At 70.5% G+C, this 24,383-nt stretch carries 23 protein-coding genes and 2 pseudogenes; 17 read left to right on the forward strand and 8 right to left on the reverse strand.

What is annotated here, in order from left to right; all coding sequences use genetic code 11:
• Nucleotides 1-21: 21 nt before the first annotated feature.
• Nucleotides 22-654 carry a GNAT family N-acetyltransferase gene (locus tag WJM95_RS31755; RefSeq protein WP_339134001.1) on the forward strand — a complete coding sequence of 211 codons (633 nt, stop codon included), beginning with the start codon at nt 22-24 and terminating at the stop codon, nt 652-654.
• Nucleotides 655-1,128: 474 nt separating this feature from the next.
• Nucleotides 1,129-1,863 carry a calcium-binding protein gene (locus tag WJM95_RS31760; protein WP_339134003.1) on the forward strand — a complete coding sequence of 245 codons (735 nt, stop codon included), beginning with the start codon at nt 1,129-1,131 and terminating at the stop codon, nt 1,861-1,863.
• A gap of 109 nt (nt 1,864-1,972) precedes the next feature.
• Here the strand turns inward: WJM95_RS31760 and WJM95_RS31765 are convergent, their stop codons facing one another.
• Nucleotides 1,973-3,289: a cytochrome P450 gene (locus WJM95_RS31765; protein WP_339134005.1), complete on the reverse strand. Its 1,317-nt coding sequence runs from the start codon at nt 3,287-3,289 to the stop codon at nt 1,973-1,975.
• Between the two features lie 30 nt (nt 3,290-3,319).
• A complete protein-coding gene (locus WJM95_RS31770; protein WP_339134007.1) occupies nt 3,320-4,675 on the reverse strand; it encodes a glutamine synthetase family protein in 1,356 nt (451 codons plus the stop codon).
• 354 nt (nt 4,676-5,029) lie between these two features.
• Between WJM95_RS31770 and WJM95_RS31775 the strand changes: the two genes are divergently transcribed.
• The 8 genes from WJM95_RS31775 to WJM95_RS31810 all read left to right on the forward strand — a co-directional run bounded on the left by WJM95_RS31775 (nt 5,030) and on the right by WJM95_RS31810 (nt 12,968).
• On the forward strand, nt 5,030-5,218 hold the full coding sequence (locus WJM95_RS31775) for a ferredoxin (RefSeq protein ID WP_037622194.1): 189 nt from the start codon (nt 5,030-5,032) through the stop codon (nt 5,216-5,218).
• Nucleotides 5,219-5,223: 5 nt separating this feature from the next.
• Nucleotides 5,224-6,432, forward strand: a complete 1,209-nt coding sequence (locus WJM95_RS31780) for an FAD-dependent oxidoreductase (RefSeq protein WP_339134010.1) — start codon at nt 5,224-5,226, stop codon at nt 6,430-6,432.
• A 21-nt stretch (nt 6,433-6,453) separates the two neighbouring features.
• On the forward strand, nt 6,454-7,260 hold the full coding sequence (locus WJM95_RS31785) for an acetoacetate decarboxylase family protein (protein ID WP_339134012.1): 807 nt from the start codon (nt 6,454-6,456) through the stop codon (nt 7,258-7,260).
• A gap of 40 nt (nt 7,261-7,300) precedes the next feature.
• Nucleotides 7,301-8,764, forward strand: a complete 1,464-nt coding sequence (locus WJM95_RS31790) for an aldehyde dehydrogenase (protein ID WP_339134014.1) — start codon at nt 7,301-7,303, stop codon at nt 8,762-8,764.
• On the forward strand, nt 8,757-9,695 hold the full coding sequence (locus WJM95_RS31795; protein WP_339134016.1) for a 3,4-dihydroxyphenylacetate 2,3-dioxygenase: 939 nt from the start codon (nt 8,757-8,759) through the stop codon (nt 9,693-9,695). The genes WJM95_RS31790 and WJM95_RS31795 overlap by 8 nt, the downstream gene beginning before the upstream one ends.
• 10 nt (nt 9,696-9,705) lie before the next feature.
• Nucleotides 9,706-10,551, forward strand: coding sequence for a fumarylacetoacetate hydrolase family protein (locus tag WJM95_RS31800; RefSeq protein ID WP_339134018.1), 846 nt, complete (start codon nt 9,706-9,708; stop codon nt 10,549-10,551).
• Nucleotides 10,552-10,711: 160 nt separating this feature from the next.
• Nucleotides 10,712-11,338: a TetR family transcriptional regulator gene (locus WJM95_RS31805; RefSeq protein ID WP_339134020.1), complete on the forward strand. Its 627-nt coding sequence runs from the start codon at nt 10,712-10,714 to the stop codon at nt 11,336-11,338.
• A 169-nt stretch (nt 11,339-11,507) separates the two neighbouring features.
• A complete protein-coding gene (locus tag WJM95_RS31810) occupies nt 11,508-12,968 on the forward strand; it encodes an APC family permease (protein ID WP_339134022.1) in 1,461 nt (486 codons plus the stop codon).
• A gap of 15 nt (nt 12,969-12,983) precedes the next feature.
• Here WJM95_RS31810 and WJM95_RS31815 read toward each other — a convergent pair whose 3' ends face one another.
• Nucleotides 12,984-13,694 (reverse strand): type 1 glutamine amidotransferase, encoded by a 711-nt coding sequence (locus WJM95_RS31815; RefSeq protein WP_339134024.1) that lies wholly within the window; start codon nt 13,692-13,694, stop codon nt 12,984-12,986.
• A gap of 117 nt (nt 13,695-13,811) precedes the next feature.
• Here WJM95_RS31815 and WJM95_RS31820 point away from each other — a divergent pair, with 117 nt between their 5' ends.
• A complete protein-coding gene (locus WJM95_RS31820; protein WP_339134026.1) occupies nt 13,812-15,302 on the forward strand; it encodes an aldehyde dehydrogenase in 1,491 nt (496 codons plus the stop codon).
• 50 nt (nt 15,303-15,352) lie between these two features.
• Here the strand turns inward: WJM95_RS31820 and WJM95_RS31825 are convergent, their stop codons facing one another.
• Nucleotides 15,353-16,555 carry a transposase gene (locus tag WJM95_RS31825; protein WP_339134028.1) on the reverse strand — a complete coding sequence of 401 codons (1,203 nt, stop codon included), beginning with the start codon at nt 16,553-16,555 and terminating at the stop codon, nt 15,353-15,355.
• Nucleotides 16,556-16,862: 307 nt separating this feature from the next.
• On the opposite strand from WJM95_RS31825, the gene WJM95_RS31830 reads away from it, so the two are divergent.
• Nucleotides 16,863-17,570: a gamma-glutamyl-gamma-aminobutyrate hydrolase family protein gene (locus WJM95_RS31830; protein ID WP_339134030.1), complete on the forward strand. Its 708-nt coding sequence runs from the start codon at nt 16,863-16,865 to the stop codon at nt 17,568-17,570.
• A 129-nt stretch (nt 17,571-17,699) separates the two neighbouring features.
• Here WJM95_RS31830 and WJM95_RS31835 read toward each other — a convergent pair whose 3' ends face one another.
• Nucleotides 17,700-18,272, reverse strand: a complete 573-nt coding sequence (locus WJM95_RS31835) for a MarR family transcriptional regulator (RefSeq protein WP_339134032.1) — start codon at nt 18,270-18,272, stop codon at nt 17,700-17,702.
• Between the two features lie 185 nt (nt 18,273-18,457).
• Here WJM95_RS31835 and WJM95_RS31840 point away from each other — a divergent pair, with 185 nt between their 5' ends.
• The 3 genes from WJM95_RS31840 to WJM95_RS31850 all read left to right on the forward strand — a co-directional run bounded on the left by WJM95_RS31840 (nt 18,458) and on the right by WJM95_RS31850 (nt 21,117).
• Complete coding sequence (locus WJM95_RS31840) at nt 18,458-18,859, forward strand: YciI family protein (RefSeq protein WP_339134034.1); 402 nt, start codon at nt 18,458-18,460, stop codon at nt 18,857-18,859.
• Entirely contained in the window at nt 18,856-20,106 is a 1,251-nt protein-coding gene (locus WJM95_RS31845; RefSeq protein ID WP_339134035.1) for a DUF6596 domain-containing protein, read from the forward strand. The genes WJM95_RS31840 and WJM95_RS31845 overlap by 4 nt, the downstream gene beginning before the upstream one ends.
• Before the next feature lie 90 nt (nt 20,107-20,196).
• Nucleotides 20,197-21,117: a squalene/phytoene synthase family protein gene (locus WJM95_RS31850; RefSeq protein ID WP_339134036.1), complete on the forward strand. Its 921-nt coding sequence runs from the start codon at nt 20,197-20,199 to the stop codon at nt 21,115-21,117.
• 20 nt (nt 21,118-21,137) lie between these two features.
• On the opposite strand, the gene WJM95_RS31855 is transcribed toward WJM95_RS31850, so the two are convergent.
• On the reverse strand, nt 21,138-21,512 hold the full coding sequence (locus tag WJM95_RS31855) for a MerR family transcriptional regulator (RefSeq protein WP_339134037.1): 375 nt from the start codon (nt 21,510-21,512) through the stop codon (nt 21,138-21,140).
• Between the two features lie 91 nt (nt 21,513-21,603).
• On the opposite strand from WJM95_RS31855, the gene WJM95_RS31860 reads away from it, so the two are divergent.
• A complete protein-coding gene (locus WJM95_RS31860) occupies nt 21,604-22,098 on the forward strand; it encodes a hypothetical protein (protein ID WP_339134039.1) in 495 nt (164 codons plus the stop codon).
• Here WJM95_RS31860 and WJM95_RS31865 read toward each other — a convergent pair.
• On the reverse strand, nt 22,082-22,813 hold the full coding sequence (locus WJM95_RS31865) for a DUF4839 domain-containing protein (protein ID WP_339134040.1): 732 nt from the start codon (nt 22,811-22,813) through the stop codon (nt 22,082-22,084). The two genes, WJM95_RS31860 and WJM95_RS31865, sit on opposite strands and share 17 nt — an antisense overlap.
• A 244-nt stretch (nt 22,814-23,057) precedes the next feature.
• Here WJM95_RS31865 and WJM95_RS31870 point away from each other — a divergent pair.
• Nucleotides 23,058-23,373 (forward strand): annotated as a pseudogene (locus tag WJM95_RS31870) (GNAT family protein); the annotation flags it as partial.
• Nucleotides 23,374-23,514: 141 nt separating this feature from the next.
• Here WJM95_RS31870 and sigJ read toward each other — a convergent pair.
• A pseudogene (gene sigJ / locus WJM95_RS31875) lies at nt 23,515-24,368 on the reverse strand (RNA polymerase sigma factor SigJ).
• Nucleotides 24,369-24,383: the final 15 nt, after the last annotated feature.

Raw genomic sequence — 24,383 nt, forward strand, 5'->3', positions numbered from 1 at the left:
CCGGCCGAACGGAGGAGTCGCATGTCTCGCACCCCCATCACGCGCGCAGCCCTGTACGAGCAGTTCGTCGACGGCTACGGCACCGTCCGCGTCCTGCCGCTGGATGCGGCGCTGGACGGCCCGGTCGTCCATGACTGGGTGAACGCGGACCGGGCCGCCTTCTGGGGCATGAGAGACCTGACCGAGGAGCAAGTCGTCGCGATATACGCCCACATGGCAACGCTCGGCACCCACCACGCCCACCTGCTCGTGAACGACGACGAGCCCGTCGCGCTGCTCCAGACCTACGAGCCCGGCGCCGATCGCGTCGGCGCGTGCTATCCGGTGGAGCCCGGCGACATCGGCGTCCACCTGCTGCTCGCCCCGGCCGGACCCGGCGGCGGCCGTCCCGGCTGGACCACGGCCTTGCTGAGCGCGGTGGCGTCGTACGTCCTGCTGGGCCTGGACCGCGAGCGTGTGGTGGTCGACCCGGACGTGCGCAACGAGAAGGCCATCGCCCGCTTCCACCGGCAGGGCTTCACTCCGGGGCCCGAGGTCGTGCTGCCGGAGGTGGACCTCCCCGACGTCCACCTCCCGGCGAAGCACGCCCAACTCGCCTTTCTCACCCGGGAGTCGGTCTTCCCGAGAAGAGTTCTGGACCGCGCCGCCCGATAAGGGGCCGTCGTCGGCGTTCTTGGTCCGGCCGGAAGCGTTGGCGGCGGAGGCTGCTGCTCGACCTGGCTGAGCGTGCACGTCGGCCAGCAGCACGAAGGTCACGCGCGGGTACGGCTGCGCGAGATCGAGAAGCCCCGCGACGCCAGGGATCCACTGGATCTGCGCGCACGAGGGGCCCGGTCTTCTGCTGCTGCGTCCACAACTCGGACCGGGCCGCCGGCGACGGCTTCGCTCCAGGCCGTGATGCCCCCGAGCTGCATCTTTTCGGAATCGTCACAAGCTCGTCACGGATAGTGCATGATTCATTTCCTTCTGCGAAACTCGCAGCTCACCACGGCATGGCCCGCAGCGCTCATTCCTTCCCCCGACTCCGAAGTCGGCTATCGGGAAGGGGCGCCGGCGAGGTCGCCTGCGAAGACGAGGTCATGACGCGCCTTGGTGCTCGTCGTGGCCTGGATGAAGGAGAAACACCACATGGGCAAGCGCGTAGCGCTGTCTGTCGCCGCGGCGCTCGGGGTCGTCGGCCTCGTGGCGCCGGCGGCTCACGCCGACGGCGGCTCGGGCGACACCGAGATCCTCGGTGTATCCGTCAACCACGGCTCGGACGTTGTCATCGGCACCACCGCCGCGAAGACCTTCGACGTGACGATCTACGCTGACGACGACTCGGGTCTGCTGTCGGCCGACACCACTCTGGAGGGTCCGGGCTTCGGGTACGCGAACGACGAGACCATCTGCGAGACCGACAGCGAGTGCACGCACTCGTTCACCTTCGACCCCCAGGTCGATTTGGCCAACGACCAGGCGGGCACCTGGTACGTGGGCTCCTGGGTGGACGCGCTCGACGACGACTACCGGTGGGACGAGCGCATCGACAGCTTCCACCTCAAGCGCGCGAGCACGCTGACGGTGAACGCGTCCCCGGAGCCGGTGACCAAGGGCAAGGCCATCAACGTGACGGGCACATTGAAGCGCGCGAACTGGGACGACTACCAGTACCACGGCTACACCGGCCAGCCAGTCAAGCTCCAGTTCCGCAAGAAGGGATCCAGCACCTACACCACCGTCAAGACGGTGAACTCCAGCAGCACCGGCACCCTGAAGACCACGGTTACCGCCTCGGTCGACGGCTACTGGCGCTGGAACTTCGCCGGCACCACGACCACCGGTGCCAAGGCCGCCACGGGCGACTACGTCGACGTGAGGTAGTTCCGGCGCGGACCGCTCGACACGGCTGTCGCTCCGTCCGGCGGGACGGGGGGCAGCCGTGTCGTGTGTCGCGCGTGCCGCGGGCAGCGTCCCGAGGCCGCCACCGTCGTCAGGCCAGCGTGACCTCCACCGGCAGCTTCTTGATGCCGTTGACGAAGTTGGACAGGACGCGGGGCGCGTCGCCGGCCAGCCTGATGTCGGCGATCCTCGGGATCAGCTCCTCGAACATGATGCGGATCTCGGTGCGGGCGAGCAGATTGCCCAGGCACAGGTGAGGGCTGCCCTTGCCGAAGGTGATGTGGTCGTTGTTGGTGCGGGTGACGTCGAAGTCGTACGGGTTGCCGAAGACCTCCTCGTCACGGTTGCCGGAGGCGAACCACATCACGACCTTGTCGCCCTCCTTGACCTGCTTGCCGCCGAGTTCGACGTCGCGGGTGGCGGTGCGGCGGAAGTGGTAGACGGGGGAGGCCCAGCGCAGGAACTCCTCGACCGCGCCCGGGATCAGGGACGGGTCGTCCTTGAGGCGGGCGAGCTGCTCGGGGTGCTGGAGGAGGGCCAGCATCGAGTGCGAGATGGTGTGGCGGGTGGTCTCGTTGCCGGCGACGACCAGCAGCAGGAAGTAGTTGTCGAAGTCCTGCTCGGACAGCGGGATCCCGTCGCGCGGAACGGTGTTGACCAGCTTGGAGACCAGGTCCGTACCGTTGCCGCCGCGACGCTGGCGGGCCAATTCCCGGCCGTACTCGAAGACTTCGAGCGAGGCGGGCGAACGGAACGGCAGATCGCGGTACTTGTCGCTCTCCGCGCTGTGCAGCAGCACGTCCGCGTAGTCCGGGTCGGTGTTGCCGATGATCCGGTTGCCCCAGTCGATGAGTTGCTGGTTGTCCTCCGGCGGCACGTCGAGGAGGCGGGCGAGGACGTTGATGGGGAAGTCGGCCGAGACGTCGGCGACGAAGTCGAAGGTGCCCTTGGCCAGGGCCGCGTCCAGGGTCTGCGCCGTCAGGCCGCGCAGGAAGTCGCCGTAGCTGTTGATGACGCTCGCGCCGAACTGGCGCTGGATGACGCTGCGCATCGCGCGGTGGCGGACGCCGTCGAGCTCCAGGATGGACGCCCGCTTCTTGATCTGGTCGTCGTCCAGCTCTTCGAGGTTGACGAACTTCGAGGACGTGAAGGTCTCCGCGTCACGGTCCACGGTGGCGATGTCCGCGTGCCGGGTGACCGCCCAGAAGCCGGAGTTGGGGGCCTCCTCGGGCTGCCAGTGCACCGGGTCCTCGTGGCGCAGGGTGTGGAACATGCGCCACGGCTTGATGCCGTCGGCGAAGTTGTCGAGGTTCGCGAGGTCGACCTCTTCGAGCGGCAGCGGCTCGGCGAGGGCGGCGCGCAGTTCGGCCTGGGTGGTGGGGGTGGCGGGAACGGTGGGGCTGGTCATGGTGGTTCTCCTGGGCCGGGCTTCGAAGGGTCAGAGGTGGTAGGCGTACTCGGTGAACTCCCAGTCGGTGACGTGCCGTCCGAAGCGCTCGACCTCGTCCCGCTTGTAGGTCAGGAAGGACGTGGTGAAGTCCTTGCCGAGGATGTCGGTCAGGGCGGTGTCCGCCTCCAGCGCGTCCAGCGCGGCGGCCAGGCTCGTGGGCAGCAGGGCGGAGCGCGCGGTGTCGTAGCCGTAGCCCTCAAGCGGGGCCTCGGGCTCCTCGCCGGCCTGGACGCCGAGCAGGGCCGCGGCGATGGTGCCGGCGATCAGCAGGTAGGGGTTGGCGCTGGCGTCTCCGAGCCGCAGTTCCAGCCGGGCCCCCGAGCCGCGCTCCGGCGGGATGCGGACCATGGCGCTGCGGTTGTCGAGACCCCAGTCGATCAGCCAGGGCGCGAGGGTGTCGGGTCCGAAGCGCTTGTACGAGTTGACGGTGGGGTTGGCGAGCGCGGCGAGCGCGGGGGCGTGGGCGAGGATGCCGGCGATGGCGTGGCGGGCGGTGGCCGAGAGGCCGTGCGCGCCCGACGGGTCGTCGAAGACGTTCTGGCCCCCGGTGTCCTCGCAGGACAGGTGGAGGTGGAAACCGGAGCCGCCGGCGTTGCCGAAGGGCTTGGCCATGAAGGTGGCGAGGTTGCCCTCCCGGCGGGCGAGCTCCTTGACGGCGGCCTTGAAGCGGAAGGCGCGGTCGGCCGCGTCCAGGGCCGAGGAGTGGGTCAGGTTGATCTCGTACTGGCCGCCGTCGAACTCGTGGTTGCCGGTGACGACACCGAGGCCCAGGTCGCGCAGCCGGCGCAGGGTGCGCAGCAGGTGGTTGTCCGGGTCGGAGCGGAGTCCGGCGGTGTAGACGGCGCCGGTGGTCTCCGGGGAGCGGCGCCAGCCGGTGGGGGTGCCGGGGGCGGGCTCCAGCAGGAAGTACTCCAGCTCGGGGCCGACGACGGGGCGCAGCCCCTGCTCGGCGCACCGGGCGAGGACGGTCCGCAGCAGGTCGCGCGGTGACTCGGGTGCGGGGGCCGAGGTCGCCGGGTCGCTGACCTCGCCGAGGCAGGTCGCGACGCCGGGCTCCCAGGGCAGTACGGCCGCCGTGGACAGATCCGGGCGTACGGTCACGTCGGGCAGGCCGGCGTCCAGGCCGCCCGTGACGGGGACGACGTCGCCCTGCGGAGTCGTGTGGTAGACGGCCCGGCAGAAGGCCAGCCCGTGTTCGCAGGCCGAGGGCAGGTGGTCGAGCAGGACGTCACGGGCGCGGTCGGTGCCGATCAGGTCGGGATAGACGACCCGGACCACGTCGACGCCCTCCGCGGCGAGCCGCTCCATGTGCCGGCGGATGTCTGAGGTGTCGGATGCGCTCACCGTTGTCTCCTTGGCGGGAAGAGTGGGATGTCCCCGGGCCTGAGAGCGGGGGACGCGTGGTGTGCAGAGAACGGGAGCCGGGGTGCGGGGCGGATGCTGCCGACCCCGAGGCAGTCGTTTGAGTCCGAACGGTATGAGCCGGGTTCAGGTCCCGCAAGGGGGTCGCGGAAAGAATTTATCCACCTGGACAGGTATTGACCAGGGTCCAACGGCTTCCTATGTTGTTTGAAGCCAAACGAGTCAGGGACGCGCTTCGCATCCCTTTGGCCGAGGGGCCCGGACCGGCATCGGCCGGGCCCCTCTCTTCCCCCTTCTCACCCTGCTCAGACGCCCGCATCCCCAGGAGGACCGGCCATGAAGGTCGTCGTCGACATGATCAAGTGCCAGGACCACGGCCAGTGCGTCTTCGCCGCCCCCGACGTCTTCTCCATGGACGACGCCGGGCACCTCGCCTACGTCTCCGACGTGGACGAGGCGCTGCGCGACGAGGTCGAGGAAGCCGCCGACGTGTGTCCGCTCCAGGCCATCCGGATCGAGGGCTGAGGGTCATGACCGCACGCGTAGTCGTCGCGGGCGCCTCGATGGGCGGCCTCCGCGCCGCCGAGCAGCTGCGCGCGGCGGGCTGGACCGGCGCCGTCACCGTCGTCGGCGACGAGCCGCACATGCCCTACAACCGGCCTCCGCTGTCCAAGGAAGTCCTCGCGGGCAAGGCGTCGTTCGAGTCCCTCGCCTTCACCCCGAAGGCGGCCGCAGCCGACGTCGAATGGCGGCTCGGGACCGGCATCGCCACCGCCCGCCTCGACGAGCGGGTCCTCGAACTCGCCGACGGCGAAACGCTCTCGTACGACGGACTGGTCGTCGCCACCGGAATGCGCCCGCGCCGGCTGCGCTGCCGCGGCCCGCTCGTGGGACGCCACACCGTCCGCACCCTCACCGACGCCCAGATCCTGCGCGACGCGCTGATCAGGCCCGGGGCACGCGTGGTCGTCGTCGGCGCCGGATTCATCGGCTGCGAGGTCGCCGCCACCGCCGTAGGACTCGGCGCGGCCGAGGTCACGGTCGTCGACCCGCTGCCGCTGCCCATGGCAGGACCGCTCGGCGACCTGCTCGGCCGGGCGCTGCTCAGACGGCACGAGGAGCGCGGCGTGCGCTTCGCGCTCGGCGCGGGAGTCGCCGGATTCGAGGGCGGCGAGCGCGTCACCGGAGTCGTCCTCGGCGACGGCACCGTCCTCGCGGCCGACGTGGTCGTGGAGTCGGTCGGCTCGGTCGCCAACACCGAGTGGCTGGACGGCAACGGCCTCGACCTGTCCGACGGCGTCCTGACCGACGGACACCTGCGGGTCGGCGGCCGCCCCGAGGTCGTCGCGGTCGGCGACATCGCCCGCTTCCCCAACGCCCGCTACGACGGCGTACCCCGCCGGGTCGAGCACTGGTCCATCCCGACCGACACCGCCAAGCACGCCGCCAGGACTCTCGCCGCCCATCTCGCTGGCACGGAAGCCGAGTTGGCGCCCTTCGCCCCGCTGCCCACCTTCTGGAGCGACCAGCACGAATTCCGGCTCCAGTCCTTCGGCTCGCCCCTGCTCGGCAAGGACGACGTACGGATCCTCGAAGGCGACCCGGACGGTGACGTCGTCGTCGGCTACCACAGCGGCGACCTGCTGGTCGGTGTCGTGGCCCTCGGCGGCCAGTCCGCCGCGATGCGCGCCGCGCGCTACCGCGCCCAGCTGCTCAAGCAGCCCGCCCTCACCGCGTAACGAAGCGTAAGGAACCCCGCTATGTCCCCTGTCCGTGGCTACTTCCATCCCAAGACGGCCCGCGGCACCTCGTCGCTCATCCCCTCGCCGCCGTGGCGCTACTCCGGTGACCTGCTCACCGTCGAATACCGCACGGACCCCGCGCGGGTCCGTGAACTCCTGCCCGAACCGCTTGAGTTGGCGGACGAGGACCCGGGCGCGGTGGCCCTGATCTGGGCCGACTGGCAGTCCTGCTCCGCCTCCGCCGAAGAACTCCTCGACCCGGTCCGCGCCCAGTACAAGGAGGCCTTCGCGGTCGTCCGCTGCCAGTTCCGGGGGCAGACCTACAGCCGCTGCGTCTACATCTGGGTCGACAAGGACTTCGCGATCGCCCGCGGACTGCACCAGGGCTACCCGAAGAAGCTCGGATCGATCCACCAGACCCGCCCGCACCCCTACGGCCCGGCCCCGCGCATCGAGGCCGGCGCCCGCTTCGGCGCCACCCTCGCCGCCGCCGACCGGCGCCTCGCCGAGACCGTGGTGACCCTGCGGGAGCCGTCCGAGACCAACGGCTTCGTCAACGGCCACCCCATGGCCCACCACCGCTGGCTGCCCTCCGTCGAGAAGGGCAAGGGCCTCGCGCTCGACGAACTGATCGAGACGGGCGCGGCCTCCTTCGAGGCCGGACAGGCCTGGACCGGCGAAGCCGACCTGAAGCTGTTCGAGGCACCCACCGAGGAACTGGCCCGCCTGGAGATCCACGAGCCGATCGCCGCCTACTACCGGCAGGTCGGCGTCGTCTGGGACGGCGGACGCCTCCTGGAGTCCGGCACCTCCGGCGCCGAGTGACCCCGACCACCGTATCCACCACAGGACTTGGAGTCCGGACATGACCGAGCACACCCTCACGGTGGCCGGGGTCGCCGTCGACACCCGGCACTGGATCGGCGGCGAACGCGTCGCCTCCGCCGAGACGTTCACCGACGTCTCCCCGATCGACGGCAGCGTCATCGGCGAGATCTCCCGCGGCACCGAGGCGGAGGCCGCCGCCGCGGTGGCCGCCGCCAAGGCCGCCTTCCCCGCCTGGGCCGCCACCCCGCGCGCCGAACGCGCCCGCATCCTGCACGCCGTCGCCGACGGCGTGGAGAAGCGGATCGAGGACCTGGCGGTCGTCGAGACCACCGACAACGGCGCCCTGCTGCGCTCGCACCGCCGTGGTGTCATGCCGCGCGTCGCCCACAACTTCCGCTTCTTCGCCGACTGGCTCCTGACCCTGGACCACGGGGACTTCGAGACCCGCGGTCACACCAACCACGTCAGCTGGGACCCGGCCGGGCCCTCGGTGCTCATCACCCCCTGGAACGCCCCGCTGATGCTGTCGACCTGGAAGGTCGCCCCGGCCCTCGCGGCCGGCAACACGGTCGTCCTCAAGCCCGCCGAGTGGACCCCGCTGACCGCCTCCCTCCTCGCGGACATCGCCGCCGAGGCCGGACTGCCCGCCGGCGTCCTCAACATCGTCCAGGGGTACGGCTCCGAGATCGGCGACGCCCTCACCTCGCACCCCGACGTGCGCCGCATCAGCTTCACCGGCTCCGTGCCGACCGCGCAGCGGATCACGGCGTCCGCCGCCGCGAACCTCACTCCGCTCAGCCTCGAACTCGGCGGCAAGTCACCGCTGTTGGTGTTCGCGGACGCCGACCTGGACCTCGCCGTCGACCTCGCCGTCGAGCAGTACGACAACGCGGGTCAGGTCTGTCTCGCCGCCACCCGCATCCTGGTCGAGGAGAGCGTCGCCGAGGAGTTCACCCGCCGGTTCGTGGCGAAGGCCGCCACCGTCGTGCAGGGCGACCCGCGCGACGAGGCCACCGACATCGGGCCCACCATCCACGAACGCCAGCTGGAGAAGATCGACGGCTTCGTGCGGCGCGCCCTCGACGCGGGCGCCCGCGCGGTCATCGGCGGCCACCGGGGAGAGGGCCAGTACTACGCGCCGACCCTCGTCACCGACGTCGCCCAGGACTCCGAGATCGTCCAGGAGGAGGTCTTCGGCCCCGTCCTGACCCTCCAGACCTTCACCAGCGAGGACGAGGCCGTCCACCTCGCCAACGACACCCGCTTCGGCCTCGCCGCCACCCTCGCCACCGGCGACCGCGACCGCGCCGACCGTGTCACCCGACGGCTCGTCGCCGGGACGGTCTGGGTCAACTGCTTCTTCGTGCGCGACCTCCAGGCACCCTTCGGCGGCTCCCGGCACTCCGGTGTCGGCCGCGAGGGCGGCACCTGGAGCTTCGACTTCTACTGCGACCTGAAGAACACCGTGACCGCGCCGAAGGGATGGAAGGACCATGGGTGAGATCGTCGGGGCGGGGCTGCTCGCCCACGTCCCCACCATCGTGCTCCCCGAGGAGACCCGGCTGGAGCTGAACGAGGGCAAGGAGATCACCCTCGTCACCGGCCTGCAACAGCTCCGCGAGGACGTCTTCGACCGCGACGACTACGACACCGTCGTCGTCCTCGACTCGCACTGGGCGACCACCGTCGAGTTCGTCGCCACCGCCCAGCACCGCAGGGCAGGCCTGTTCACCTCCGAGGAACTGCCGCGCGGCATGAGCCGGATGCCGTACGACTACCCCGGCGACCCCGAACTCGCGCACAACATCGCGAAGTTCGCCGACAGGCACGGCACCTGGATCACCGCGATCGACGACGACTACCTGCCGGTCTACTACGCCACCATCAACCTCTGGAAGTTCCTGGGGGAGGGGCTGCCCGGCAAGCGCTGGGTGACCATCGGGGTGTGCCAGACCGGTGACACGGAGGACCACCTGCGGCTCGGCCGCGCCCTCGCCGACGGCATCGCCGCCACCCCCGGCCGCCGCGTCCTGCTGATCGCCTCCGGCGCCCTGTCGCACACCTTCTGGCCGCTGCGCGAACTGCGCGACCACGAGTCGAGCGACCCGGTGCACATCCGCACCCCCGAGGCCCGTGAGGCCGACCTCGAACGCATCGAATGGTTCAAGGAGGGCCACCACGACAAGGTCCTCGACACCATGGACGCGTTCTCGAAGTTCAGGCCCGAGGCGAAGTTCTTCCACTATCTGATGATGGCCGGCGCCCTCGGCGAGCGGAACTGCGTCGCCCGCGCCCGCCAGTACGGCGCGTACGAGAACTCGATCGGCACCGGCCAGGTCCACCTCTGGTTCGACCGCCCGGCCGACGGCTGGACCGGCGCGGGAGTCCCCGTCCCGGCCGCCGCACCCCACAACCCGCACCGACGCTCCTAGGAAGGCAGCCATGCCCGAGTACCGCCGCATCCTCCTCGACGGCGCCGCCGTCGAGGTCACCGTCGACGGGGACGAACTCGTCGCCGGCGACGGCCGCCGTGTCAAGACCGAGGAGGCGCACCACCTGCCCCCGGTCGTGCCCTCCAAGGTGATCGCCGTCCACCTCAACCACCGCAGCCGGGTCGACGAGTTCGGCATCGAACTCCCGCCCACACCCACCTACTTCCACAAGCCGACCTCGGCCCTCAACTCCCACAAGGGCGCGATCGTCCGCCCCGAGGGCTGCAAGTGGCTCAACTACGAGGGCGAGGTCGCCATCGTCATCGGGAAGACCGCGCGGAACATCTCACCGGCCGAGGCGGGGGAGTACATCGCCGGCTACACCGTCGCCAACGACTACGGCCTGCACGACTTCCGGGACACCGACGCCGGCTCCATGCTCCGCGTCAAGGGCTCCGACACCCTGTGCCCGCTCGGCCCGGGCCTGGTCACCGACTGGGACTTCCGCGGCAAGAGCCTGCGTACGTACGTCAACGGCGAGGTGGTCCAGGACGGTTCGACCGACGAGATGCAGTGGGACATGCACTACCTCGTCGCCGACATCGCCCGCACCATCACCCTCCACCCCGGTGACGTGCTGCTGTCCGGCACCCCGGCCAACTCCCGCCCCGTACAGCCAGGTGACGTCGTCGAGGTCGAGGTCGAGGGCCTGGGACGGCTCACCAACCACATCGTGACCGGCCCGGCCGCGATCCGCACCGACGTCGGCGCCCAGCCCACCGAGTCCGAAGAGGTCCTGTCCACCGCGCTCGGCGGGGACTGGGAGTTCCGCGGCATCCGCCCGCCCCGGCGCTGATGCGGGCGGCACGAGCGCGCCGTACCGGGCGTCACGGAGAAGGGCGCCCGGTACGGTGTTCCGGCCGTCGGCGGGTGCACGCCACCGACGGCACGCGCACCCGCGCGACCCGCGCCGGCATCACGCCGGGTCCCGTGAGCAGGCGGGTAGGGTCGCAGCCATGACCGAACCCGCCGAGGCCCCCGAGGGCACCAAGCCGCGCCGGCGCATGAACTACGGGGAGGGCCGCGAGGCCCTGCTCAACGCCGCCGTGCGGGTCGTGGCCCGGGGCGGGCTGCGCAAGCTCACCTACCGGGCCGTGGCGGAGGAGGCGGGCACCACGCACGGACTGGTCGTACACCACTTCGGTTCGCGGGACGCGCTCATCGAGGAGGCGGTCGCCCACGCCATCCGCACCTCCCTGAACACCAGCGCGCTCGAACCCGGCACCGGCCGGATCGAGGAGTTCTCGGTGGGGGTGTCCGAGATGGTCACGGCTGATCCGGACATACAGTCCTTCCAGTACGAACTGCTTCTGGAGGCCAGACGCCGCCCGGAACTGCTGCCGCACCTGCGTGCGTTGTACGACGAGTACTTCGACGCCACCGGGCGCGAGCTGTCCCGCATGCTGCCCGGCGGGGCCGGACAGCCGCTCACCCGGCTCGTCTTCGCCGCCCTCGACGGCCTGGTGCTGCACCAGCTCGTCTTCGGCGGCCCCGAGATCACCGACGCCGCCGTGGAGGAGCTGCGCTCGCTGCTCCGGCTGCTCCGGGACCGGCAGGACGCCCCCGACGAGAGCCGCGACTGACGCGCTGACCCGCCCGTTCCAAGGCCCTGGACGCCGGTCGTCCGGGGCCTTGCGCGTTCGGCGCAGGAAACCTGCCGCAGCCCCTTGTCAAACGGATAGTTCCAGCCCAGTATGAGGCAACTCGTTTGGCCTGAAACGAATCCCTCTTCCTCCCTGGCAGGTGATCCGAGTGGACAGTCAGACGGCGGTCGTGAACCAGACCGCGCCCGACGCCCCCACAGCAGGCAAGCTCAAGCCCAACTCGCTCGGCGTCCTGGGCATCCTCTTCTTCGTCCTCTCCGCCCAGGCGCCGCTCACCGGCGTCGCGGGTGCCGTGCCCATCGCCGTCGGCGTGGGCAGCGGCGCGGGGGCGCCCGCCGCCTATGTGGTGGCGGGCCTGATCACGCTGCTCTTCTCCGTCGGCTTCGTGGCGATGGGCCGGCATGTCGTGGACGCCGGCGCCTTCTACACGTACATCGGCAAGGGGCTCGGCCGGACGGTCGGCACCGGCAGCGCGGGTGTCGCGCTGTTCGCCTACTGCGCGATCCAGGCGGCCATGTACGGGCTGTACGGGGCGACCGTGAACGGTCTGCTCGCGCACTACACCGGGATGGACGTGCCCTGGTGGGCGTGCGCCCTGGTCACCATGGTGATCGTCCAGGTGCTCGGCAGCGCGGGCATCGAGATGGGCGCGAAGGTGCTGGCCGTCTTCGTCCTGGCGGAGTTCAGCATCCTCAGCGTCTTCGCGCTCGTCACCTTCTTCAAGGGCGGCGGACCCGAGGGGCTGGCCTTCACGCAGTCCTTCTCTCCGAGCGCGGCCTTCGAGGGCGCCCCCGGCGTGGCCCTGATGTTCGCCGTGGCGTCCATGATCGGCTTCGAGGCCACCGCGATCTACGGCGAGGAGGCGCGCGAACCGCGCAGGACGGTCCCGCGGGCCACGTACACGGCCGTCGCCTTCGTCACCGGCTTCTTCGGCTTCGCCTCCTGGATGCTCGTCTCCGCCTACGGCCCCTCGAAGGTGTCCGGGGCGGCGGGCAAGGCCCTGGAGAGCGGCGACTCGACGAGCTTCGTCTTCGCACCGATCGCCGACCTCTTCGGCGGCTGGGTCAACGACGTCCTGCCCGTCCTGCTGGCCACCTCGCTCTTCGCCGGCATCCTCGCCTTCCACAACTCCGCCAACCGCTACCTGTTCTCGCTCAGCCGCGACGGACTGCTGCCCAAGGCGCTGTCGTCGATCAACAGCCGTCACTCGCCCAGCGTGGCGGGCCGGGTGCAGACGGCCGTCGCGGTCCTGCTGGTCGTTCCGTTCGCGCTGGCCGGCAAGGACCCGGTGCTGACCCTGTTCTCGTGGGGCAGCGGCGTGGCCGTCCTCGGCATCATGGCCCTGTACCTGCTGACCTCTGTCTCCGTGGTGGTCTTCTTCCGCAGGGAACGCCTGGACACCCGGCCCTGGAACACCCTGATCGCCCCCTCCCTGGGAGCGCTCGGCGTGGCCGTGGCGATCTGGCTGATCGTCCAGAACTTCACCACGCTCATCGGGGGCGAGAGCGGCACCGCCCTCGTGCTCGAACTGATCGTCCCGGTCGTCCTCGTCCTGGGCGTCGTGGCCGCACGGCTCACCCGCGACAGAGTCGGGGCGGCCGGCCGCTGACGCAGACCGGGCCGCTCACCCGGCCCGGTCCGCCACCTGGTCGAGGAAGCCGTCGACCAGGCGGCGGGCGTTCGTCCGGGCCATGGGCTCCATGGCCCGGCTCCGCGCCAGCAGCTCACCGGGGTCGACGCCATGGCGTACGCACTGCTCCGCCCCGCCGGCGTCGATCCAGCCCCGCACCATCGCCGTGGTGATCTCCGGATGGAACTGCACACCCAGGCCGTGCCCGGTCCTGAACGCCTGGACGCACACCTCGTTGCGGGCCACCTCCTTGGCGCCGGGTGGCAGGACACAACGGTCGTAGTGCCACTGGAACCACGGACCAGGTCCCACCAGCGACGGCTCGTCGGTGGCGACCTCGACCCAGCCGATCTCCGGTCGCGGTGAGGCCTCCACCCGGCCGCCGAGCGCGGTGGTCAGCGCCTGGGCGCCGAAACAGACCCCGAGCACCGGGACGCCGAGACGGTCGGCCTCGCGCAGGAGACCCAGCTCGCCGTCTATCCAGGAACCGATGGCCGCCCGGTCGTACACCGACCACGGAGCCCCGAGCGAGACGATCAGGTCCCAGTCGCCGGCCTGCGGGAAGTCGAAGGCGACGTCCGGCGCGTGATGGCGGTGCTCGGGCACGACCGTCACCACGGTGAGGTCGTAACCGCGCTCCTCCAGCCGGGCCCCGACCAGCCCCGGCTCCGTCACATGGTCGTGCTGGACGACGAGTGCGCGCACGTGGCACTCCCTTCCCCGCGGGGTCCGCGGACCCGTCGGATCGATGCCGGAGGCCCTTGCCCCCGCTCCGCGCCCAGCCTATCGTTTGGGTTCAAATAATATTTCTGGAGGTCCCGCATGCCGAACGTCACCCACGAGGAGTGGCTGCTCCGGGCCAAGTCCCTGAACCTCTCCGGCGCCCACCACATCGACGGCGCCGACGAGGACGGCTCGGGAGCGGCCTTCGACGCCGTCTCGCCCCGCGACGGCCAGGTGCTCACCCCGGTTGCCGACGCGGGCACCGCCGAGGTGGACGCGGCCGTCGCCGCCGCCCGCCGCGCCTTCGACACCGGCCCCTGGCCGCGCCTCGCACCCGCCGAACGCGGCGCGACCCTGCTGCGCGTCGCCGACCTGCTCCAGGAACGCCGGGCCGACCTCGCGCTCACCGTCAGCCTGGAGATGGGAAAGCCCATCACCGACGCGTACGACATCGAACTGCGCGCCCTGATCAACACCTTCCGCTGGTACGGGCAGCTGGCCGACAAGGTCACCGACGAGTCCCCGCACACCCCGGCCGACGCGCTCGCCCTGGTCACCCGCGAGCCCGCCGGAGTCGTCGGCGCGGTCGTCCCCTGGAACTTCCCCCTCACCCTCGCCGGCTGGAAGGTCGCCCCGGCCCTCGCCGCCGGCTGCACGGTCGTCCTGAAGCCCTCCGAGAACTCACCGCTGTCCGCGCTGCTCCTGGGCCGGATCGCCACCGAGGCCGGACTGCCGCCGGGCGTCCTCAACGTCGTGGGCGGCACCGGACCCGTCGCGGGCCGGGCGATCGGCCTCCACCCGGACGTCGACGTCCTCGCCTTCACCGGCTCCACCGCCGTCGGACGCCACTTCCTGCGCTACGCCGCCGACTCCAACCTCAAGCGCGTATGGCTCGAACTGGGCGGCAAATCACCGAACATCATCCTTCCCGACGCCCCCGACCTGGAGAAGGCCGCCGCCACCGCGGCCTGGGGCATCTTCTTCAACCAGGGCGAGATGTGCACCGCCCCCTCCCGGCTGCTCGTCCACACCTCCGTCGCGGAACAGGTCACCGAGTCCGTCGTACGGCGGGCCCGCGAGCTGCGGATCGGCGACCCCCTCGACCCGTCCACCGAGATGGGCGCCCTGGTCGGCGAAGCGCACCTCGGCCGCGTACGGGACCACATCGCCACCGGGCTCGCCGAGGGCGCCCGACTGCGCGCCGGCGGCGACCGCACCCTCACGGACACCGGCGGCAGCTACCTGGAACCGACCGTCTTCGACCAGGTCGACCCCGGAATGCGGCTCGCCCGGGAGGAGATCTTCGGCCCGGTCCTGTCGGTCCTCACCTTCGACGACCTGGACGAGGCCGTACGCCTGGCCAACGACACCGAGTACGGCCTCGCCGCCGGGCTGTGGACCTCCGACCTCTCCACCGCGCACCGCGTCTCCCGCGCCCTGAAGGCCGGCACGGTCTGGGTCAACTGCTACGAGGAGGGCGACCTGACCGTCCCCTTCGGCGGCATGAAGCAGTCGGGCAACGGCCGCGACAAGTCGGCCCACGCCCTGGAGAAGTACACCGAACTCAAGACGACTTGGATCCAGCTTTGACTCCTCCCCTTCCTGGCGGAGGGGGATGCGCGGCTCACTTCGCCCGACACCTAGCAGATGGCGGGGCTTACAAGATCAGCGCCGGCCGGGTTGAGACCAGCCCGGACGAGCATCACACGGGCGGAGTTCTTGTCCCTGGGGGACACGGCTCCGCACGCGGTGGACGTATACGTTCGTTCGGAGAGGGGCAGCGCGTGCTTGGCTCTCGCTCCGCACTGTGCGCAGTCCATGGTGGTGTGCGCGGGGTTGACCAGGTGAACGGTGCGCCCGTGTTTCCGGGCCATATGAAGGAGCGCGTTCTTGGTCGCGCTGATGGCGGCGTCGGCGGCCTTGCGGGCCAAGGTGGATCGGGCGAGGAACTTCGGGCTGAAGTCCTCGACGGCCAGCACGTCGTGGTCGCGGACCACTGCCTTGGCCCACTTGCGGCCGGTGTCCTGACGCTGCCGGGCGATCTTCTTGGAGATCTTCGCCGCCGCAGTGCGGGCCTTGCGGTAGCCGCCGGTGTCAGGCTTGTTCACTGGCGTCCGGCGGCGGGCCATCTGGCGCTGGTAGCGGGCCAAGCGCTGCGCGGCGCTTTTGCCATACTGAGCATGGGGCAGGTCGTGGGCGTCGGAGCTGGTGGTGGCGGTCTCCTTCACGCCCCAGTCGATGCCGATCGCACGTCCGGTGGTCGGCAGGGGCTCGGTCGTCGTCGCCACGACGAACGAGGCGTACCAGTGGCCGAGGCAGTCCTGGTACACGCGTACGGATGTCGGGTCGGTGGGCAGAACGCGGGACCAGACCACGGTCAGGGCGATGCCGCCGGCCAGATGCAACCGGCCCTCTTTGAGCCGGAAGCCGCGTCGCGTGTAACTCAGCGACACACGCGCCTCACGCTTGCGCTTGATCCGGGGCATCCCGGCCCGCTGCCGTACCGGCAACCCGGCCTTGACGTCCTTGAGGGCTTTCGCGCGGGACTTGGCGAAGTCCCGGATCATCTGCTGCTGCGGCACCGAACTGCCCTCGCGCAGCCACGCCATCACACCCCGGGCCTCGGTCAACATCTTGTCGAGCTGCGCCGGGCCGCAGGTCACCTTCTCTGGGGCGTCCTTGTTCATGCCATGAACCTTGCGAGACATGGCCACGCACTCGTTCCACACCCACCGGCAACGTGCCCACTCCGCATCCAGGCGGGCCAGCGCAGCCGACGACACGCGAAGGCGGTAGGTGTACCGGGCGGGCCCGGCTCTCTCCGCGCCACCCGGAGTCTCCATGGCGTCATGCTGCCACCAGACCAACACGGTGGGGCACGAATCGTGAAGAAGCTGGCACCAGTCTCCGCACGTCCACCGGATCTCACGTCGGATTTCCGGCAGGGACGAGAGCCAACCGGCGGTCGCTCGGCTCTGGGATCTTCCACTACGTCGAGGGCGGAAATCGCATCACCGCGGAGGGGTCCGAATCGTCTTGCTCACGACTCAACTTACTCGGACCTGACCCGCAGGGATCCGATTCTCCCCACAAGCGGGAGGCACGCCCACCCCGGCCTGACGGCCGGGGCAACTTCGGAGGACATCGTTCATGCGCCCCTTGATCGCCGTTCCGGCCCGCTTCTCCGCGACCACCTCCGCGCTGCGGTACGCCGCCGAGGTCAACGCCCGTGCCCTGATCGAGGCGGTGTGGCGGGCGGGCGGTGAACCGGCGACGATCCACCCGGCCGACCCCGCCGTCACGGACGTCGCCGGACGCCTCGCCCGCTTCGACGGCGTCCTGCTTCCCGGTGGCGGCGACCTCGCCCCCCACCGCTACGGCGCCGCCGACGCGCACGACAGCGTCTACGACGTCGACGACCTCCAGGACGCCTTCGACCTCGAAGTCGCCCGTCGGAGCCTGGACTTGGGCCTCCCGCTGCTGGCCGTGTGCCGGGGTCTCCAGGTGGTGAACGTCGCCCTCGGGGGCACCCTGGAGCAGGACATGGGCGGCCCCGAGCGCGAACACCGGCACATCGTGCACCCGGTGGCCGTCGAACCCGGAACACTGCTGGAACAGGCCACCGGCGCCCAGAAGGTGGAGGCGTCCTGCTACCACCACCAGCGGGTCGAGCGCCTCGGCACGGGCCTGAGGGTCACCGCGCGCGCGGCTGACGGAACGGTGGAGGGTATCGAACTCCGTTCCGCGGAAGGGTGGTTCACGGCGGTGCAGTGGCACCCGGAGGACACGGCACACGAGGATCCGGTTCAGCGGGCGCTGTTCGAGGCGCTGGTCGATGCGGCTCGGGGCGGGCGCTGACGGCTGTCAGTTCTTGGGTCACCGGTCTTGGGCCGCCGGTCTTGGGCCGCCGGTCTTGGGCCGTCGGCGACCGCTGACGCCTCGCCTCGGCCGAGGCCTCTCCGTCTCAGCGGCCGAGGCATCTCCGTCTCAGCCCTTGGCCCGTCGGCCGCTGCGGCGGCGGGCCGGCTCCGCGCCGTCGAGGAGGGTGAGCCGGCGTTCCTCGCCCTCCTCCTCGACCTGGCGTACGACCTGCCGCAGTCCCTCCGCGACACCTTGGCACTCCTCGTCGCTGAGCCGCGAGGCGACGAACGCCTCCTCCTCGTTGAACCGCGGGAACAAGCGCTCCATCAACGCCTCGCCCTCGTCGGTGAGGCTGAGCAGCTTCAGCCGGCCGTCGGACGGGTGGCAGGCCCGTGTCATCAGCCCGCGTCCCTCCAGGGTCCGCGACACACCGGTGAGCGTGCCCTTGGAGATCCCGGCCTCCTCCGCCACGTGCCGGGTCTCGGTCTCGCCCCAGACCCAGACCACCCAGAGCACGACGAAGGACGTCCAGGTCAGATCCGCGTCGCGCAGCACCGAGTTCTCCAGGTGCTGGCGCACGGCGGAAGCGGCACGGTAGATGTTCGCGACCACCGCCATCTGCTCGCGGTGTATCGGGATGCCGCCCAGCTTCGCAGCTGCCAGCTTCTCCGCTTCGGTGATCGACCGCTGGCCGGGCACAGGCACGCTCCCTTGATCGTTCGGACCCAAATTGTACGGGACGCGTGCCGGACCGGGCCGACCGATCGTCTCCGCGGGAGGGTTCCGTCGCGGATTCCTTTCGGAGCGATGTAGAGAGCGGCTCGACGGCTCCGTTCACCGGGGGAGTGCGCCACACTGGGCGCGCCGACGATCAAGGAGTTCAGGTGCCGAAGTTCCTGCTGATGGTGAACCATGACGGCGGAGAGTTCGAGCAGCCCATGGACGAGTGGGCCCCCGCGGACATCACGGCCCACTTCGACTACTACGCGGCGCTCACCGAGGAACTGGTCGCGAGCGGTGAGATGGTGCAGTTCACGGGGCTGGCCGACCCGCGTCTCGCCAGGATCGTGCGCTCGGACGGAGCCTCGGCGCCGGTGGTCACCGACGGGCCGTTCCCGGAGTCCAAGGAGGTGCTGGCCGGGTTCAACGTCGTCGACGTGGAGTCCGAGGCCCGCGCCCTGGAGATCGCGGCCCGGATATCGGCCGTGCCAGGACCCGGCGGGGTGCCGACGCGGCAGCCGGTCGAGGTGCGCCGGGTGATGGACGCCGTCGCGTTCGACCTGTGACCGACGGCCCGGGTGTCGAGGACCTGCTGCGCTCCCTGGCGCCGCGGGTCCTCGGCGTGCTCGTACGACGGCAGGGAGACTTCGACGCGTGCGAGGACGCCGTCCAGGAAGCCCTGATCGCCGCCGCCCGGCACTGGCCCGTCCACGGGATCCCGGAGAATCCGCGCGGCTGGCTGCTGAGGACCGCGACGCGTCGCCGCGCCGACCAGGTGCGCAGCGAGACGGCGCGACGGCTCCGGGAGGAACGCGTGGCGAGGGAGCCGGCTCCGGCCGCGGGCCCGGTCGGCGACGACACTCTGGCGCTGCTGTTCATGTGCTGCCATCCCGCGCTCACGCCGGCCTCGGCGATCGCCCTGACCCTGCGGGCCGTCGGTGGTCTGACGACCGCCGAGATCGCGGCCGCCTACCTCGTGCCCGAGGCGACGATGGCACAGCGCATCAGCCGGGCCAAGCAGCGCCTGAAGGCGTCGGCGGCGGTGTTCGAGGTGCCGCCGCCGGGTGCGCGGGACTGGCCCGCGCGGCTTCGGTCCGTCCTGCATGTGCTGTACCTGGTGTTCAACGAGGGCTACGCCGTCACCGCCGGGCCGGTGCTGCATCGTGCCGACCTGTCGGGCGAGGCCGTCCGGCTGACCCGGCAACTGCACCGGGCCCTGCCGGACGATGGCGAGGTGGCCGGGCTGCTGGCGTTGATGCTGCTGACCGACGCTCGCCGGCCGGCGCGTACCGGTCCGCACGGCGAGCTGATCCCCCTGGCGGAGCAGGACCGTGCGCGCTGGGACCGCCGGCTGATCCAGGAGGGCACCGCGCTGCTCATCGGCACCTTCGCCCGCAACGAGCGCCCTGGACCGTATCGGTTGCAGGCTGCCGTCGCGGCCGTTCACGACTCCGCCGCCCGCGCCGAGGACACCGACTGGCCGCAGATCCACGGTCTGTACGAGCTGCTGGAACGGGTCTCGGGCAGCCCGCTGGCGACCCTCAATCGCGCGGTCGCGCTCGCGATGACCGACGGCCCCGCCCCCGCTCTGGAGTTGCTCGACCGGCTCGACGCGGATGACCGCGGCCCGCTCGCGGGTCATCACCGGCTGCACGCGGTGCGCGCCCATCTGCTGGAGATGGCCGGTGAACCGATCCGGGCCGTGCGCCACTACCGTCTGGCGGCCGCCCTCACCGCCAGCACACCCGAGCAGCGCTATCTCACGACCAAGGCGGCTCACCTGCACAGCGTTTCGCACGAACCCGCCGACTGACCGACCACCTTCGACGTCTTCCGGTCGCGAACTCGTACGCTGCACGAGCACGTTCACGATCTCGACCATCGACAGACCAAGGAACGCGACATGCCCACGTGGTCCCGCACGCTGCGCGAGGCCGGCGTCACCGAGCCCGACCTGTGCGCCGCGTACGGCCAACAGCGCAGGTTCGTACGGCGCTTCAGGGCCGCGGAGTACCTGACCGTCCGGCTCCTGCTGCCGGCTCGTCTGCACCCGTCGGTCGTCGCCGCGGTCGCGTTCATGCACGAGACGGACGAGCGCGTCGACACCGGCACGCGCGAGGCGCGCGGGGCGGCCCTGGAGTCGTGGGCGTCCGCCACCCGTGCGGTGCTCGACGGCGCGACCGCCCCCGACGCGACGCTCAGGGCGCTCGCGGACACGGCCAAGCGACACCCCCAACTGCCGGGGTACGTCGAGGCGTTCCTGCGCGGGGCGCGGCACGAGGTCGACTACACGGGCTTCGACACCGAGGAGGGGCTTCAGTCCTACGTCGACGGATACTCGCTGCCCGCCTTCATGCTCCTGACCTGTCTGCTGGAGCGAGAGGAGTCCGCGGACGACGAGGTGTTCGTGCGGTGCTGCCGTGACCTCATCGAAGCGATGCAGCGGATCGACTTCCTCGACGACCTCGCCGAGGACGCGGTGCAGGGGCGCGTGGGCATCCCGGGCAAGGATCTGGAGCGCCACGGCCTGTCCGTCGAGGCTCTGCGGAGTCCCACGGACGCGGTGCGTGGGCGACTGGGTCAACTGGTCGCGGAACAGGTCGAAATGACGCGCCCGCCGCTGTCGGCGAGCGAGCGACTCGTGGACCTGGCAGCTCCGGGGACGCGCCCCTTCGTCATCGCCCTGCTGGAGGTGCAGGAGCTCCGGCTTCGCGCGATCGGACGCAAGGGCGGCGGTCTGGTCGACGGCGCCGCGCGCCCGTCCGTACCGGCGCTGCTCGGTGTGCTGGCACGTCAGTACCGCGCGGCGCGACGGATCCGGTAGACCTCGCGCGGAGGGCGTTGTCAGCCCCCTGCGGCCGCCTGCCCGATCGGCCGCAGCGGGCATCCGGTGCCGATGCGCGTGACCAAATCCGTTCGCAGAGTGGCCAGTTCGGCGATGCGGGTCTCCACGATCCGGAGCTTCTCCTCGAAGAGCGCGGAGAGTGCCTCCGCACTGTCCGGTGCCTCGCGCAAGGTCTCGCCGGTCCGCGCGATCTCCGCCAGGGTGAATCCGAGTGCCTGCGCGGTACGGACGTAGGCGAGCCAGGCGACGGTCTCGGGCGGGAAGTCGCGATACCCGTTGGCTAGACGCCGACCCGTGACGAGGCCGACCTTCTCGTAGAACCGGATCGTGTCCCTGCTCATACCTGTCTGCGCGGCAAGCTCACCGATACGCATGCCCCTCCAACGGATAGCGGGCTTGACCTTGGAGCGTAGTCCACTGTTTAGCGTGAGGCGTCCTTGCAACGAGACCAGCGGGAGTCCTGTCGTGAGCCGCCTTCGAGCACCCGAGTGCCCCACCTACCTTCGTGTCGTCCGGGCGAGCGCTTGGTACGACCTGGCCGTCACGGCCGGATTCGCAACGCCATGGACCTACGCCCTGCTCCACGACGCCCTGTCGTCGGCCGGCACCGCGCTCGGCCTCGGCGCCCTGCCCGAACTCGACGCATGGCAGGTCCTGTTCGCCAACCTCATGGGCTCGGTGGTGGTGGTATGGGCGGCTCTGCGCATCGTCAGACCGCTGCCGGAGTACGGCCTGTTCGACGGCGTGGCGCGCGCCCTGTTCGCGACGTGGCAGCTCTACGCACTCGCCCACGGAGTGTCACAGCTCGTGTGGCTCTTCTTCGCCGTGGAGCTGACATTCGGCGTCCTCCAACTCGCACCGTGGAGGTGGACCCGAGACGCGGCCTTCGAAGGCGACGAGACATCCCGACCGACGGTGCCGGCGGCCGAGATCGCCGATCCGACTACCGGACTTCCGTAGCGACCGGGTGGAGGAAGAAGAGACACGAGCCCGGGTTGAACTCGCCCACCTCGGCGACGAAGTGAAACGTGTCGCCTGCGCCGACGGTGGCGGGGATCTTCTTGCCAGTCAGTTTCAGATCAAGGACGTTGACGTTCTCGTACTTGAAGGCCGGCCCAACCGCCGTTCTCGGTCCCTTGTCGCCCGGGCCCAGGAGGATGTCGTAGCGGGTGTTGTAGTCACCGTGGGGCGCCATGTTCACGATTGAGCCGTCGAAGGCGATCGTCTGGCCCTTGTGGCGGGTCGCGAAGTCCAGGTTGGCGTCGTCGCAGTAATCCGCCTTCAACAGAGCCGCGAACTTCGGGTTGTTCTGAGGTGTGATCGCTTCGGTGGCAGCAGACTTGGTCGGAGTCGGAGTCGCTGAAGGAGTCGCCGATGGCTTCTCGTCCGCAGTGGCCGTCGACTTGCCTGCCGCGTCCTTCTTCTCGCCTCCGCCGGTGAGTGCGGCGGCGACGCCGATGACGACGGCCAGGGTTACGAGCACGCCGGCCGCCGTGCCGATCAGGCGCCACGGCACCGGCTTCTTCGGCCGCCGGAACTCGAGGGTGGAGCGGAGCGTGCCCTGGGCCCGGTCCACGAGCTCCCAGCCGTCCTCCTGCATCTTCGAGATCACCCGGCCGTCGGTGCCTCGAACAGCCCGCACGGTCCTGTATTCGTACGTGATCTCGTCGGCCATGCGGCTCGCTGCCCCCTGAATGGACTCTTCTTACCCGTTGCCTCGGCAGCATAAGGGACATCGCGAGGGTCTCGGCGGCATTGATCATCAGCGGCGAACAGGGCCAACGTCGCCCGGGCGCGCTTCCGTTATCGGTGCCGCTGACCGGGCCGCGCCGGGAACCGGTCGAGCAATCGGGTTGAGTGGCTGCTTCCCCTCGTATAGCAATGCTCTGTGATTCATGGCGAAGCCGGCGTCGCAGGAACTGGTCGGTGAGGCTCTGCTGTGGGGCATCGACCTGCACAGCAGGACCGCTCACATCGGGATCTCCCTGCGCCCCTCGTTCCGCGGCAGGGGGCTCGGCGTCGATGTTCTGCAAGCGCTGTGCGCATACGGATTCGCCGTACGTGGACTGCACCGCCTTCAGATCGAGACCCTCGCGGACAACGCCCCGATGATCGCGGCCGCGACCAGGGCGGGGTTCCGAGGGAACGCTGCGGAGTTCCGCCTGGGTGTACGGCGCCTACGCGGACGAGGCCATCCTCGGTCTCCTCGCGAACGACTGGACGCCCCGCGCCTGACCAGTGTCAACATGGGCCCGCAGTGGAGCGGACGCGAACCAAGGGCTGGTCGGCGACCAGGCGGGAACCTGGGCGCCTTGGTTGCCGACCACGAGGGAGTCCCCTCGCACCGACGAGGTCCGCCATGATGCCGTGGTCGAGTCATTCCCCCTGCGTGGTCGCGATCCGCTCGTTCCAGGCCCGCAGCTTCTCCGGGTTGCGCACGCCCCAGATGCGGGTGATCCGGCCGTCCGCGATCTCGAACGCGGCCACGTTCACGGTCAGGTCCCCGCGCAGCGCCACCAGGCCCGGCCGGCCGTTGACCGACAGGACCCGTAGTTCCATGCCGGGCGCGCGAACGCCGATGTCCGTGATGTAGCGGGGATCCGCGCGGCGCCCTCCACCGGTCGTAGCGCCGCCCTGGCCAGGCCGCCGCCGTCGGTGACCATCACCGCACGCGGGTCCAGCAGGCCGACCAGGGCCGGGATGTCCTGTTGCTCCCAAGCCTGTTTGAATTCCCGGATGATTCCCGCCTGCTCGGCGCTGGGTACCGGCGCGGACCGCACGGCGCGGACGCGGCGGCGTCCCGAGGAGGCCAGCTGTCGGCAGGCGGCCGGTGTGCGCTCCACGATCGCGGCCACGTCGTCGAACGGGTACTGGAAGACGTCGTGCAGCACGAAGACCACGCGCTCGGCGGGAGTCAACGCCTCCAGCACGACCAGGAAGGCCATGTCCACCGATTCGTCCAGCACGATCCGGTCCGCCGGGTCGGTCGTTTCGGCTCTGCGGCCCGGCAACTGCGAGGCATCGGGCAGCGGTTCGGGAACCCATTCGCCCACGTACCTCTCGCGTCGCGCACGGGCCGAACCCAGCACGTCCAGACAGATGCGGCCCGTCACCGTGGTCAGCCAGGCCCTGGGCGAGGCGACGTTCGCGCGCTGTCCCGGCGTCGACGCGTAATAGCGGGCGAGCGCTTCCTGTACCGCGTCCTCGGCCTCGGCCAGCGAGCCCAGCATCCGATAGGCGACGTT

Source organism: Streptomyces sp. f51, assembly GCF_037940415.1.
In the GTDB taxonomy this organism is placed as follows: Bacteria; Actinomycetota; Actinomycetes; order Streptomycetales; family Streptomycetaceae; genus Streptomyces.